12 protein-coding genes and 1 pseudogene are annotated in these 14,772 nt (G+C 42.2%); 11 read left to right on the plus strand and 2 right to left on the minus strand.

Translation table 11 applies throughout. From position 1 onward, the window contains the following. Positions 1–990: 990 nt before the first annotated feature. The 5 genes from cyoA to cyoE are packed head-to-tail and all read left to right on the plus strand — an operon-like array spanning position 991 to position 5,701. Complete coding sequence (gene cyoA, locus BS333_RS16465; protein ID WP_021710110.1) at positions 991–1,878, plus strand: ubiquinol oxidase subunit II; 888 nt, start codon at positions 991–993, stop codon at positions 1,876–1,878. After that, positions 1,878–3,914: a cytochrome o ubiquinol oxidase subunit I gene (gene cyoB / locus BS333_RS16470; protein ID WP_021710111.1), complete on the plus strand. Its 2,037-nt coding sequence runs from the start codon at positions 1,878–1,880 to the stop codon at positions 3,912–3,914. The genes cyoA and cyoB overlap by 1 nt, the downstream gene beginning before the upstream one ends. Continuing rightward, the gene (gene cyoC, locus BS333_RS16475) at positions 3,904–4,515 is read left to right on the plus strand and encodes a cytochrome o ubiquinol oxidase subunit III (protein ID WP_021710112.1); all 612 of its coding nucleotides are present in this window, start codon (positions 3,904–3,906) and stop codon (positions 4,513–4,515) included. The genes cyoB and cyoC overlap by 11 nt, the downstream gene beginning before the upstream one ends. Next, on the plus strand, positions 4,515–4,826 hold the full coding sequence (gene cyoD, locus BS333_RS16480; protein WP_021710113.1) for a cytochrome o ubiquinol oxidase subunit IV: 312 nt from the start codon (positions 4,515–4,517) through the stop codon (positions 4,824–4,826). Before cyoC ends, cyoD begins: the two co-directional genes overlap by 1 nt. A gap of 8 nt (positions 4,827–4,834) precedes the next feature. Further along, positions 4,835–5,701, plus strand: a complete 867-nt coding sequence (gene cyoE, locus BS333_RS16485; RefSeq protein WP_021710114.1) for a heme o synthase — start codon at positions 4,835–4,837, stop codon at positions 5,699–5,701. 351 nt (positions 5,702–6,052) lie between these two features. On the opposite strand, the gene BS333_RS16490 is transcribed toward cyoE, so the two are convergent. Further along, positions 6,053–6,943 (minus strand): LysR family transcriptional regulator, encoded by an 891-nt coding sequence (locus tag BS333_RS16490; RefSeq protein WP_033003758.1) that lies wholly within the window; start codon positions 6,941–6,943, stop codon positions 6,053–6,055. A 163-nt stretch (positions 6,944–7,106) separates the two neighbouring features. Between BS333_RS16490 and BS333_RS16495 the strand changes: the two genes are divergently transcribed. From BS333_RS16495 to BS333_RS16520, 6 genes and pseudogenes are all read left to right on the plus strand, one after another. Continuing rightward, on the plus strand, positions 7,107–7,502 hold the full coding sequence (locus BS333_RS16495) for a RidA family protein (RefSeq protein WP_021709810.1): 396 nt from the start codon (positions 7,107–7,109) through the stop codon (positions 7,500–7,502). 243 nt (positions 7,503–7,745) lie between these two features. Next, a complete protein-coding gene (locus BS333_RS16500; RefSeq protein WP_021709811.1) occupies positions 7,746–9,227 on the plus strand; it encodes an aldehyde dehydrogenase family protein in 1,482 nt (493 codons plus the stop codon). Positions 9,228–9,287: 60 nt separating this feature from the next. Beyond that, positions 9,288–10,277 (plus strand): membrane dipeptidase, encoded by a 990-nt coding sequence (locus tag BS333_RS16505; protein WP_021709812.1) that lies wholly within the window; start codon positions 9,288–9,290, stop codon positions 10,275–10,277. A gap of 120 nt (positions 10,278–10,397) precedes the next feature. Then, positions 10,398–11,897, plus strand: a pseudogene (locus BS333_RS16510) (BCCT family transporter); the annotation flags it as partial. A gap of 101 nt (positions 11,898–11,998) precedes the next feature. After that, positions 11,999–13,735 (plus strand): hypothetical protein, encoded by a 1,737-nt coding sequence (locus BS333_RS16515; RefSeq protein WP_033003759.1) that lies wholly within the window; start codon positions 11,999–12,001, stop codon positions 13,733–13,735. Continuing rightward, positions 13,719–14,468, plus strand: coding sequence for a DUF3726 domain-containing protein (locus tag BS333_RS16520; RefSeq protein ID WP_021709815.1), 750 nt, complete (start codon positions 13,719–13,721; stop codon positions 14,466–14,468). Before BS333_RS16515 ends, BS333_RS16520 begins: the two co-directional genes overlap by 17 nt. Before the next feature lie 75 nt (positions 14,469–14,543). Here BS333_RS16520 and BS333_RS16525 read toward each other — a convergent pair whose 3' ends face one another. Beyond that, a complete protein-coding gene (locus tag BS333_RS16525; RefSeq protein WP_021709816.1) occupies positions 14,544–14,756 on the minus strand; it encodes a hypothetical protein in 213 nt (70 codons plus the stop codon). Positions 14,757–14,772: the final 16 nt, after the last annotated feature.

Genomic DNA, 14,772 nt, shown 5'->3' on the forward strand with positions numbered 1-14,772 from the left:
TAAAATTAAATCATGCAATTTCTGTAGGTCACTGTTTATTATGGGGTTGGTGTTTTATTCTCAGGTTTTGTAATTTGTTGTCATATTATTTCAATTGTTTTTTATTTGCTGTTTTTTTCATTTTAATATCGGTGTGTCATTACTTTTTATGTTTTTTGTTGATTGTACTTTTTTAATTAAAAGCTGGTGTTGTATTAATATTGTTTTTTATTTCTGGTTATTAAAGAAAGTATAAGTTTAAGTCAATATGCCCAAGTGACCTCAAAATACTTGGGTATATACCCAAGTAACTAGAAAGAGCCGGCTATTCCGCTTCGTTGTCTTCCTTGAATTCGACTCAGTGACCTCGCTATGAATCAAGCATCTTGAAGTCACTTGGGTATAATTAGAAATGTAGCTTTGGTTAAGGTGTGTTATGAGAAAGAGGTTATTTGAATAGGTTTCTTTGGTAGCCGTTATCTCAAATAAAACTTAAGCATGAAAGAACAGCATTTTCCAGTTGAAGTTGCATATGAAGGCTCTGAACGATGGTCTTTTTTGGTACAGTATTATTTTGTGATTCCTCTCATAATTTATTAAATTAACACTATCTAATTTATATGTTTGTAATGGGTAAAGTTAATGAGATAGAGGGTTAAGTGGTGATTTAATAAAAGTGTATATAAATTAATTATTTATCGATTTTTCTTATCTTTTATCGTTATGTTTATTACTCTAATTATCTGAAACTAATAATTAAAAATGAAACCTTAGTTTTCAGTTATGAGTAGTGAGCTTTGCGTTAGCACTCATCATAATGCGTCGGTTGTAACAATACATTTTATAGCGTAACAAAATATACATGTTAATAATGGGGTTTTTACCTCACGTTCAACAAATGGAGTTTTGCTAGAGGCGTACTGTTACAGTTGTTAAAACAAATATTCTAATGACCAAAGACAACCAATTTCAGGGGATTCCTCTGTTGTTGGCTAACCATCGAGAAAGTTAATGGAAGCTTCAAGATACAAGCGCATCTTAGCAAGAATGGGTATGGTGGGAACCACTCTCATGCTCGCAGGGTGCAACTCTGCTCTACTTGATCCGAAAGGTAGCATTGGTGTTCAGGAAAAAGAACTGATTATTACGGCTCTTCTACTGATGCTGATTGTCGTTATTCCCGTAATTTTAATGACAGTTTATTTTGCTTATCGCTACCGTGAAACCAATACGGATGAAGAATATGCTCCGGACTGGGCACATTCAACCAAGATCGAAATTGTGGTTTGGACTATTCCAATCATCATCATTGCGATTCTTGCTGCTATCACATGGCGTTCTACTCATGAACTAGAGCCATCTAAACCAATCGAGAGCGATGTAAAACCGATTACTATCGAAGTCGTCTCACTTGATTGGAAATGGCTGTTTATCTATCCAGAAGAAAACATTGCAACAGTAAACTATGTTGCGTTTCCTAAGGACGTGCCAGTTTCATTTAGACTGACTTCAGACAATATTATGAATGCATTCTTCATTCCTCGTCTTGGCAGTCAGATTTACGCAATGCCAGGTATGGTGACCAAGCTTAACCTGATTGCGAATCATACTGGTGAGTTCAGAGGTTTTGCTTCCAATTTCAGTGGTGAGGGCTTCTCACAAATGAAATTTACGGCGGCAGCGCTAGAAGATCGCACGGCATTCTTGAATTGGGTTCAAGAAGTAAAATCAAGCCCAGATCAAATTGAAGACTGGGAACAGTTCCGCACACTTGCTGAGCCAAGTATCGCTGCGCCTGTGACTTTCTTCTCTAGTGTTCCCCCATTTTTGTTCACTGACGTTGTGACCCAGCATCCAGGTTCAATGAACTGTTTGCCGGAAAATCTAGGAAAATCGTAATGTTTGGAAGATTAACACTTGATTCAATTCCTTTTCACGAACCGATAATCGTCATCACACTGGCTGTGGTTGCGTTAGTCGGTTTGGCTGTAGTGACTGCTATTACCAAAGCAGGTAAATGGCAATACCTATGGAATGAATGGTTTACTTCTGTAGACCATAAAAAACTAGGCTTTATGTACATCGCTGTAGCAATGGTGATGTTAATTCGTGGTTTCGCCGACGCAGTAATGATGCGAAGCCAACAGTTACTTTCTGCTGCGGGTGAGCCTGGCTACTTACCGCCACACCACTACGATCAGATCTTTACTGCCCACGGCGTAATCATGATCTTCTTCGTGGCGATGCCGTTGGTTATTGGTTTGATGAACATTATTGTACCGCTTCAAATTGGTGCACGTGATGTCGCTTTCCCATACCTAAATAACCTAAGTTTCTGGCTGTTTGTTGTTGGTGTTATTTTAACTAACATGTCTTTAGGTTTAGGTGAGTTTGGTCAAACGGGTTGGCTAGCATACCCACCACTGTCAGGCATTGAGGCAAGTCCCGGGGTCGGGGTCGACTATTGGATCTGGGCATTACAGATCTCCGGTGTCGGTACCACTCTAACAGGTGTCAACTTCTTCGTTACTATCTTGCGCATGCGAACTCCGTCTATGCCAATGATGAAGATGCCAGTTTTCACTTGGGCTTCTTTGTGTGCAAACATCCTAATCATCATTTCTTTCCCAATTCTGACGGTAACGATCGCGCTACTAACGCTTGATCGATACCTTGGCATGCACTTCTTTACCAACGACCTCGGTGGTAACGTAATGATGTACGTCAACCTGATTTGGGCATGGGGCCACCCAGAAGTATACATTCTTGTTCTTCCGATCTTCGGTGTATTCTCAGAAGTAACAGCGACCTTCTCGCGTAAGAAACTGTTTGGTTACGTTTCCCTTGTTTGGGCAACAATTGTAATTACGATTCTTGCTTTCGTTGTTTGGCTACACCACTTCTTTACCATGGGGTCAGGTGCGAACGTTAACGCCTTCTTCGGAATAGCGACAATGATTATCTCAATTCCAACCGGGGTTAAGATTTTCAACTGGCTATTTACTATGTACAAAGGCCGAATTCGCTTTACGACACCTATGATGTGGACAGTAGGCTTTTTGATTACCTTCACCGTTGGTGGTATGACAGGCGTACTGATGGCCGTTCCGGGTGCAGATTTTGTCCTACATAACTCTGTATTCCTAATTGCACACTTCCATAACGTAATTATCGGTGGTGTTGTATTTGGCTGTTTTGCTGCACTGACTTACTGGTTCCCTAAGGCGACTGGCTTCACAATGAACGAAAAGTGGGGCGTACGTGCTTTCTATTGTTGGATTGTTGGTTTCCTAATGGCCTTCCTTCCACTCTACGCACTTGGCTTTATGGGTATGACTCGTCGTATCAGTCAAGATATTAACCCAGAGTTCTTCCCATTCCTTGCGGTTGCGGCTGCAGGTACTGCTGTTATTGCTCTAGGCGTATTGTGTCAGTTCATTCAGATTTACGTCAGTATCCGTGATCGTGAGCAAAATCGTGATCTTACTGGTGACCCATGGGGTGGACGTACTCTTGAGTGGGCGACTTCTTCACCACCACCTTTCTACAACTTTGCACACCTACCAAAAGGTGATGAAGTTGATGCGTTCTGGTACCAAAAACAACGTGGTGAGTTTGATCCAAGCAAAGAAGTGGAATACGAGCGCATTCACATGCCTAAGAATACCCCAACAGGTATCTATGTATCTGCATTGTCACTAGTATTTGGTTTCGCAATGATCTGGTACATCTGGTGGTTAGCGGCTGCAAGCTTTGTTGGTATGGTCGTGATGTGTATTAAGCACAGCTACAATGACGACGTTGACTACTACGTAGAAGTTGAAGAGATCAAAGCAATTGAAGCAGAGCGTCGTGCTCAGCTTGAAGAAGCGAAGAAAAATTCAGCGAAATCTGATGATAAGAAAGAAGAGCTGGAGGCGTCTTATGCAAACTAATGCTGCCACTCACGGCCATGATGATCATCACGATCATCACCATGATACAAACGGCAACAAGCTGTTTGGTTTTTGGGTGTACCTAATGAGCGATTGTGTGTTGTTCGCAACACTATTCGCGACTTATGCAGTACTGCAAAGCGGTTCTATTGCTGGTCCTACTGGTAAAGATATCTTTGAACTGCCTTTCGTGTTTGTTGAAACCATGTTGCTGCTTTTCAGTAGTATCACTTTCGGCTTTGGCATGATTGCAATGAAGCGTAATGATGTTTCGGCATTAAAACGTTGGTTGCAAATTACCTTTTTGTTAGGCCTCGGCTTTATCTGTATGGAAGTGTATGAATTCCATCACTTAATTGAGCATGGTAATGGCCCTCAAGAAAGTGCTTTCTTATCTGCGTTCTTTACTTTAGTAGGTACGCACGGTTTGCACGTTACGTTTGGCCTTATTTGGTTAGCAGTTTGTTACCATCAGCTATCAACCAAAGGTCTGAACGAAAATATGTCAATGCGTTTCCAGTGTCTTAGCCTTTTCTGGCACTTCCTAGACATCGTTTGGATCTGCGTATTTACCATAGTGTACTTATTGGGGGTTATGTAATGGGACAACATCTAGATACAGGTGCTTCTGATTACGTTAAAGGTTTTATTGCGTCTTTGATTCTGACCGTCATACCTTTCTACTGTGTGTGGGCAAAAGTATTACCAGAAGCGGCAACGTATGTTGTGCTCTTTGGCTGTGCTCTTGTTCAAATCTTTGTGCATTTTAAATACTTCTTGCACATGGAACTCAAGACAGACGATGGCCGCTGGAACTTTGTATCACTTATGTTCACAGCAATTGTCGTATTGATTCTGATCGCGGGTTCGGTCTGGATTATTTACAACATGACCGTCAATATGAAGCTGTAGGCTAGGGTATGCTGAAAAGTTATTTGTCTATTACAAAACCGGGCATTATTTTCGGCAACCTGATTTCTGTTGCGGCGGGGTTCTTCCTCGCCGCTAAAACAGAAGCGGCCAGTTTTACACTATTGCTAACAGTGTTAGCGGGTGTTGGATTGGTCATTGCTTCAGGATGCGTAGTAAATAACATTTTTGACCGAGATATTGACCAAAAGATGAAGCGAACTCAACGTCGTGATTTGGTCTTAGGTAACATCAATAGCGATATCGCTTTTGTTTATGCCTTGGTCTTGTTACTCGTCGGTACCGCTTTATTATTCCAATTGGCCAACCCTTTATCAGCGGTTGTGGTTCTTCTTGGTTACGTGTTTTACGTGTTTTTCTACACCATGTGGTATAAACGTAACTCAGTTTATGGCACTTTGGTAGGAAGCCTTTCTGGAGCTGTTCCTCCTTTAGTGGGTTATCTTGCGGTGACAAACTACATTAGCTTAGAGTCGATTTTGCTCTTTTTAATGTTTTGTTTATGGCAGATGCCTCACTCATACGCAATCGCAATGTTTCGTATGCAGGACTACCGTGATGCAGGGATTCCTGTTTTACCAGTCAAAGAAGGTATTGAGAAAGCGCATCGTCATATGAAAGCTTATGTCGTGGCATTTACTCTGGCATCTATGGGGCTATTTGCTTTAGGTGAAGCGGGGTATGAATACCTAGCTGTTTCTGCAGCGGTGTGTTTTGCATGGACAAGAGTCACTTTCCGTCCGGTCGATAATGACAACTGTGTGCCGTGGTCAAAAGCGGTATTTAAGGTGTCGTTACTTGCTGTTATGGCGATCAGTGGTGTCTTAGGTATAGAGTTGATTCCTTTACCTTTTTAATCACATTTTCTCAACCATCCTAAGTATATTAAAGCCCTTATGTATCCGACGTAAGGGCTTTGTTGTTTTGGAGTATACCCAAGTAACCTCAAGATGCTGCGTTCAGCGAGGTGACCTTAACTCTCAGGCGCGGCAACGATTCGAAGATATAGTGGCTCTACATTGAGAATCGTTAACAAAGTCTGAGAGTTAAGGCCGCTCGCCCTTTGGGAGCGTGTCACTGAGCCGACTTCTTACGTCAGAGAACTTGGAAAGAGCCTGCTATTCCGCTTCGTTGTCTTCCTTGAATTCGACTCAGTGACCTCGCTCTGAATCAAGCATCTTGAAGTCACTTGGGTATATTCTTTTTTCTTATGTACTCTCAGGGTATCGAAGGTGATGCACGCATAAATCGTGAAATGCTTTGGCTTGAGGTGACACCGTTATATTGTTTAACCTAAAAATGCCAATCTCCCTTTCTAACAATGGATCAATCAAAGGCAGCCAAATTAAGTGAGAAGATTGGCTAGGAAATGCCAGTTTAGGTAGGGTTGTAATGCCAATACCCAGCTCCAAGACTGAAAACAAAGAAGTAATATTGGCCACGGAATAGAGCGCTTGTTCACTCAAGACACGGGCAGGGGTTGAATCTAATAAAAGGCATGTGCCATTTCGAATGAAAGGCTGTTGCTGTAATGATTGCCATTTTACGCCTTTCTTGTATTTGGCCAATGGATTGTCTTTTAAGCAAACCACGCCAACGGGATCAGAGATTAGGGGAGTAAACTCGATACTGCTTGCATTTAGGTATGAGGCATTACCTAACGCTAAGTCAACATCACCTGATAATAACCTTGCTTCAACTCCTGCAGCATTATCATCAAGTAAACTGACTTCTACATTAGGGTATTGAGTGCAAAACTTTTTTAGCACATTGGGGATCAGCTTGGCTGCAACGGATGGAATTGTTGCTATGCGTACTCGTCCTTGTTGGCCTGATGCCATACTTCTCAAGTCACTACAAAGAGAATGATAACCGCTAATAAACTGTATCACTTTGGGTAAGCATTGTTCTCCAAATGGTGTTAGTTTTGATTTATTCCCGGGCTCAAATAGTGGTTTACCAAGGTTTTCTTCAAGCGTTTTAATGGAAGTAGACAAAGCAGCTTGAGAACGATTTACTTTATGTGCCGCTGAACGAAATCCACCTTCCTGAACCACTGTCACAAAATGCATTAATTGCTGTAACTTGATGTTATCCATCACATTGCTTCCATCCCTTTAAATGCGTTAACTCTAGGTTATGTGATAAAAAAACTTATCACTATTAAAAAATTTACCGTTAGATTTATCGCATGTCAATGTGCAATATTTAACTAAATTAAAACAATATAATTACAAAATTAACCATTAGGCGATGTAGTCAATGAAAAAATATCCTGTAAAAACTGCGTTGTATGCTTCGAAAGCGCCATTGGAATGGGCCATTGTTAATAATGGTACGCTTTATACTGCTCAGATCCCGATCGATGAGTCTGGTGCTGTTGTTGAAGGGGGCATCGAAGCGCAAACGCGTCAAACCTTTCAGAACCTTGTTCACACCTTAGAGTGTGCCGGGGAGTCACTGGACTCAGTGCTTCAAGTTCTTATATACGTTACTGATCGTGAATACCTGACGACTGTGAATCAAGTTTACAGTGAGTACTTTGATGCCCCTTATCCTAATCGAGCCGCTATGGTCGTCGCGGGCTTGGCTCGTGAAGAAATGCTGGTTGAATTTGTCGTTTATGCGGCTGTTGAGCACTCAGAACCTAATCCATAGCGTCATTTTCTATTGGCTCATTTAAACCACAATGAGCTTATGCACATCAGTGCGTTTATTTAGTGCGTTTATGTAAGCCGAAACTATGCGACATAAAGAGTATTTGCAACAGAAAGTACATTTACATCAAGGCAACCTACATATTTTATGTATCCGTTCTTCTAAATGAAGACCACTAGAAATATATACCCAAGCATCTGAGGTTACTTGGGTATACACAATTACAATCAAAAGGATAGAGCGATGACTTTTATTAACGATGTCCAAGTAGAAAAGATCCAAGTTCAAGCAGAAAAGTCTCTATACATAGCAGGCGAATGGCAGGCAGGGATTGGCAGTATCGATAATATTAACCCGTCGGATATCACCGAGAATCTTGGTTCTTTTTCTCAAGCCAGTCAGGCTCAAGTTGAAGAGGCGATTCAAGCCGCGAGACAAGCTCAACCTGAATGGGAAAAAACACCGATTGAGCGCAAACAAACCATATTACAAGCTATCGGAGATGAGCTCATTGCTCGATGTGACGAACTCGGAACACTTTTGTCTCGTGAGGAAGGGAAACCTTTTGCTGAAGGGCGAGGGGAGATTTATCGCGCGGGACAGTTTTTTCAATACTTTGCCGCAGAAGTTCTAAGGCAAATCGGCGACTGTGCCGATTCTGTTCGTCCTGGTATCTCTGTGGAAGTGACACGCGAAGCCATTGGTGTTGTTGCTATTATTTCGCCTTGGAACTTCCCTACCGCAACGGCGGCATGGAAAATTGCTCCAGCGCTTGCATTTGGTAACAGCGTTATCTGGAAACCAGCCAACTTAACGCCAGCCAGTGCGGTTGCACTCACAGAGATCATTCACCGCCAAGGTTTACCTGCGGGAGTGTTTAACCTAGTGCTAGGAAGTGGCTCTCAGGTGGGAAACACACTGATACATTCTAAAGAGATTGATGGTGTTAGCTTTACTGGTTCAGTAGAGACTGGACGTAAAGTGGCCGCTGCGACGGCGCCGAATTTTGTGCGTAGTCAGTTAGAGATGGGCAGCAAAAATGCCTTGGTCATTGCAGATGATGCGGACATACAGATAGCCGTAGAAGCGACCATCGCGGGTTCTTTCTCTGGAGCAGGACAAAAATGTACAGCCTCGTCGCGTTTAGTTGTGATGGACGGTATTCATGATGCCTATGTTGAAGCACTGATCAAACGTATGAGCCAGCTTAAGGTCGGTCATGCGCTGGAAGAGGGGATCTTTATGGGCCCCGTTGTGGACGGCCAACAGCTTGAGGCCAATTTAGATTGGATTGAAACAGCACGACAAAGTGGTGCAGAGTTGGCATTTGGAGGAGAGCGATTATCACTGAAACATGACGGCTTCTATATGTCACCGACACTTTTTTTGAATACGCAGAGCTCTTGGTCTGTGAACCAAGAAGAAGTTTTTGCCCCGCTTGCCTGCGTGATTCGAGTGGCCGATCTAGAAGAAGCCATTGCAGTGACGAACGATACTCGATTTGGTTTGACTGGCGGCATTATCACTCAAAGCTTGCGTAACAGTGCCATCTTCAAACAGCAGGCTCAAACCGGCTGTGTCATGGTCAATTTACCTACTGCAGGGACGGATTATCATGTGCCATTTGGAGGCAGAAAGTCATCGAGCTTTGGCCCTCGTGAACAAGGCCAGTATGCCAAAGAGTTCTACACCGTAATGAAGACGGCTTATCAGCGTCCATATTAAGCGAGCGCCGTTTAGTGAAGTACTGCACTCATTGCACTGTTTCAACATTAAGGAGTAGGTATGTTTAAACAAAGGATTGTGATCGATGGATTACAGTATTGCAACTGGAACCGAGAATATTTTCAATCACTTAAAGATAGTGGTGTTACTGCCGTTCATGCAACCATGGTTTACCACGAGAATGCACGAGAAACGCTTAGCCGTTTTGCCGAGTGGAATTTGCGTTTTGAGCAGCACGCCGATCTGATCATGCCGATCTATTCTGTAGCGGATATTGAAGTAGCAAAGAGGCAAAACAAGGTTGGTTTTTTGTTTGGTGCACAAAATTGTTCGCCGATAGAGGATGAGATTGGTTTGGTTGAGGTGATGCGCCGTCAGGGGCTTATGATTATGCAACTGACCTATAACAATCAAAGCTTGTTGGCAACTGGCTGCTATGAACAACATGATGCTGGTGTAACACGTTTTGGCCGCCAAGTCATTGAAGAAATGAATCGAGTCGGCATGATCATCGATATGTCGCACAGTGCTGAGCGCTCTACTTTAGAAACGATCGACCTGTCTGCTCGGCCAATATGTATCAGTCATGCTAATCCTATTTTTGCTCATGACGCTTTACGCAATAAATCCAATATTGTGCTGAAGGCCTTAACACAGCGAGGAGGTTTACTCGGATTTAGTTTATATCCATTCCATTTGCCCAACGGTAGTCAATGTACACTGGACGATTTTTGCCAAATGGTAGCGAGAACGGCAGAGCTCGTTGGAGTCGAGCATCTAGGTATTGGCAGTGATTTATGCCTCAATCAACCACAACACGTTCTTGAATGGATGCGAAATGGTCGTTGGTCAAAAGTGATGGATTATGGCGAAGGATCTCAAGGGAATGCGGGTTGGCCAGATGCTTTACCTTGGTTTTGTGGTGCTGGTGGTATGGAAAATATCTATAACGGATTATTAAACATAGGCTTTAGCGAAAAAGAATCGGGAAGAATACTGGGTGACAACTGGTTTGAATTTTTGAAACAAGGGCTTGAGTCAAAGGCATAATTCTCATTTTTATTGTGGAGTCAGCGTATGTCTGATTTAGCGAAGAGTATCAAAGCGTCTGCGCATGGACGTTCAGTAAATAGCGTTTATCGCAAGAATTATTTTAAAGAAAATGCCACTAAGTTTGGCCTGAATAATCCAGCGCTTTGGTATAGCAGCAGTTTTGTAGGTGTTTTTGTTACTGCTGCACTCTATGATGGTGAAAAGTTAAATAAAATAGTAAACAACGGCTTTCAGCTTGCGGTTAGCTTCTTTGGTCCTTATTGGCAGGTTCTGCTGCTGCTGACCTTTCTCATTGGGCTTGGTTTAGCCTCTGGCAGAACAGGTCAGGTTAAGCTAGGTGGTTTAAGCAAACCAGAAATGAGCAGCTTTCGTTGGGTGGCAATCATATTTTGCACACTTCTAGCTGGTGGTGGTGTATTTTGGGCCGCAGCAGAACCGATTGCCCATTACGTTAGCCCACCACCGCTATATCTTGAGCAGACCGATAAACACCAACTTGCAGTCAATGCTCTTGCTCAATCCTTCATGCACTGGGGATTCCTCGCTTGGGCTATAGTGGGAGGCCTTACTTCGATTGTGGTTATGCATTTGCATTATGATAAAGGGTTGCCTCTTAAACCCAGAATTCTTCTTTACCCTTTATTTGGCAAGAAGGTCATCAAAGGACAACTCGGGGCGCTCATCGATGCTTGTTGTATTATTGCTGTTGCTGCAGGCACCATTGGCCCAATTGGTTTTTTGGGATTACAGGTTAGCTATGCATTAAATGCTTTGTTTGATATCCCTGATAGCTTTACTACGCAATCCCTGATCATTTTGTTTGCCATCGTTTTATATACCGCTTCTGCACTGAGTGGGATCAATCGCGGTATGCAACTCCTCAGCCGTTATAATGTTATTCTGGCTGTCATACTAATGGTTTATATCCTAATTTTTGGCCCGACAAGCTTTATCTTCAACGGTTATATCCAAGCTGTTGGCACTATGGTGGATAACTTTATACCGATGGCAACTTATCGTGGTGATGAAGCATGGTTGAGCTGGTGGACAGTGTTTTTCTGGGGCTGGTTTTTAGGTTATGGCCCAATGATGGCGATTTTTATTGCGCGTATTTCGCGTGGCCGTTCGATACGTCAATTGATAACCACAATTTCAATTGTTGCCCCATTAACCACTTGTTTTTGGTTCACCATTGTCGGTGGAGCTGGATTAGCATTTGAAATGTCACTACCGGGTACAGTCAGCAATGCTTTCGAAGGTTTTAATCTTCCGGGTGCTTTATTAGCAGTCACTCAACAATTACCACTTCCAACTTTGATCTCCATCCTCTTCTTGATTTTGACAACCATTTTTATTGTCACAACTGGAGACTCTATGACTTACACTATCAGCGTTGTTATAAGTGGTGAAACAGAACCAAACCCTCTGATTCGTGCATTTTGGGGAGTTGCAATGGGCGTGACAGCACTGATTTTAATTTCGCTTGGGGCGGGCGGGATTACTGCTTTGCAGTCGTTTATTGTCATTACAGCGGTGCCTGTTTCCCTCATTCTTCTGCCCTCTTTATGGAATGCTCCTCAGATAGCGCTTAGCTTGGCTAAAGAGCAAGGCGTTTAAGGATGGGTAACAGAGGAGAAGTTATTAGAGGAAACCATTAAAGGTTACTTGGAAATATAAAATAGTCTGAATATTAATGATAACAATAGGTGGTGAGCAAAATGGACGCACATCGTTCTACAGACGCAGAGACAATACTAAGAAAGGCAGCTATTGTCATGGACCCAAATCGGCTAGGAGCCATGCATCAAACTCGAATCAGTTTTGCGAGAAGTTTGATTCGAAAGATAGCGAGTCACGCTTGGCAATTTTCTTTAACGGAGTGGCAATTATGTCCACGCGGGTTTGGTTACGTTATCTATCGAATAGTCACGCCTGAAAACAGGTATCACTTTATCGCTTTTTGTAATGAAATAGAAGATGATGAGCGTAATGATAGAGTCATTGCTAATAAATGGGATGTGACTTTTGCACTTGTACAAGGTGAAGTAGATGCAGAGCTATTAAGGCAGTTAAGTGAAAACATTCCATTACAAGAAGCGGGGCGAAATTCTAACAAAGTATTAGTACTTGCCCGTGCAAATAAAAGTGTTCGTGTTTTTGAGCATATAATAAAAGCTTTATCTGAGGGGGTACAGCCACAAGCTCACGAGTTGATTGAAGTGGGTTATATTCTGCGTACTACAGCGGTTTATGGTAATGGTAAATTTGGTATTGCAGACTTTAATCGTCTAGAGAACAATCCTGATTTTTGCCAATCATTTAGTGCTCAAATGTGTGCCGTTTATCTGCTTAGGTCGTTCAGCTTAGATTGGGTTCATTATCTGGCAAGGCAGAAGGGAAATAATAACGCCGTTACCCTGAATAGAGAGCTTCAACGTTATCTTGGTGTGGGTAATGCAACTGGGTTAGGCATGGCCCCATTTTTAATTCATCACCCTTGTATCGTTGATCAGTGGATGACTACTCGAGAAAAAGCGATTGCTGAAGTCTTAGCATTAGATTGTGACATCCAGCAATGGAATGCTTTGGAGCGTTTGTTGCTTAAAGCGGTACGTCATTTAAAGCAGATTGTAACGATTAACGACTATCAGCAGCAGCTCAATCAACAAGCGATAAAAGACGTAAGGCAACTTATAAACTGTATGCCGTGGTTCATCGACAATCAGAAAACATGGTCAGAACTCGTTGAGCATAGTAGAAGTTTTGGTTTGGAGAGCCAAGAAATTCTGTTGTCATGTTTAATTGAACTCTACCCATGCATGGTTGATTCACTTTCTGAGCAAATGAATACAAGTGAATCCTTTTCTCTCTCGTCTGGACTTGCTGTAAAAGACTTAATGACCGCAATTGAGGAGAAGTATCAATGGGCCATCAAAGAAGATTACTCTCTTCCTGAAAGCTGTTACTGGTTTTGGTATCGCTCTAAAGATAAGGAGGAGCCAAGGCTAGGGGTTCGTGGCCAAGAAAAGGGGGAAGAAAACGAACTTCCTCTAGATATTGGCCGACAAGTTAATTGTCTCTATGGCAGCTTGCAGCAACATTCTTTCACGATGTCATTAGCAGAATTTTTATTGTTATACCCTCAATATCGGACTATAGCACGTCGTGTTTGGACGTTATGCCAGCGAAAGATGGGGGACGTACAAATGAACGTTATTCACCAAAAAACTCTACCTATTCATTTGTTACGATGTAAGCTATCAATGTTAGGTGCGACTAAATTTGACCCTCGTTCTGATCGTTGGGTACGCGTTACTTTCTTCCAAGGAGCGCCATTAATTGATGAAATTAATGATCCTAGCTATACCGATACATGGTTGTTTCCAATTATTGAAGCGACAGCGTCCATGAAAAAGCAAGCGCTGAAGGAGGGGTATGATGATTGTCTCTCATAATGAATTGGTTGCTTGTGTTTATAAAGCTTTCCTTGGTATGCGTCGTCAATGTGGAGAAGCGGATATTGTTGCTAACATGGTTGCAGATTTACAGATGGTCGGTTTGAATGGTATTCATTATTTTAACCAGGCAAGCCTGCGACTTAATTTGGACAATGACTGTGCTGCAAAGATAGTAAACGATACAAAAGAAGAATGTGAAATTGATTTAAACAATGGAAGTATCGCATGCCATTTACCAGCAATATTGGACTTTATTTTGGAAAAAATGGTCGCTTGCAAACAGGTTCGTATTAAAATAAACCGATGCCATGATCGTTGGTTAGCTTACAGTGAACTATTAAGGTTATCGGCTAAAGGGATATCTTGCAGAGTGGAATGGTTCAGTTTAAATGAGGCACTCCACGTCCAATACATCTTAAATCGTGGATGTATTGCTCCCGACATCTTTTTTGTAGAAAAAAACACAACAGATGAACAAAACGAAGTCGACTTTCAGCAGGGCAAGTCTATGATGATTGAGTTGTCAACTTCCTGCTTATCTGCTGAAAAGGCAGAAGGAAGCAATCTACGCCAAATAAGCAATACAACTCTGATTGAAAGGCGGAAACAATCTTTGGAGGAGGGTATTTATGTCGCAGATGGAGACTGGGAGCAATTAAAGCAAGCCGCCTCCATTTTCTTGGTTGAAAACAGCGAGCATTCTTCTTGTGGAGCAGGTGGGCTAGTGTAGAAAAAGACGGCATATACACAAGCATCTTAATATTACTTGGTTAGGATACTATGATGTATATACCGTCTCATGTTTTTATGCTTGATTAATAACATTTTTAATAATTCCTACCGCTTTGACTGTGGCACTCACCGCAACAGCAGTAACACCGACATCAGAAGCCGTGGACTCCACTGAGGTTAAATCGATTGAACTCGAAATCTCCTCAATGTTTTCCGTAGCTGCTGCAAGAACATCGTATGGAATTAGTAAGCCTGCTAAGCAGACAAAAAAGAGTTTCATGTACATAATAACCACTCCGTAA

It is taken from the genome of Vibrio azureus (assembly GCF_002849855.1).
GTDB classification, from domain to species: Bacteria; Pseudomonadota; Gammaproteobacteria; order Enterobacterales; family Vibrionaceae; genus Vibrio; species Vibrio azureus.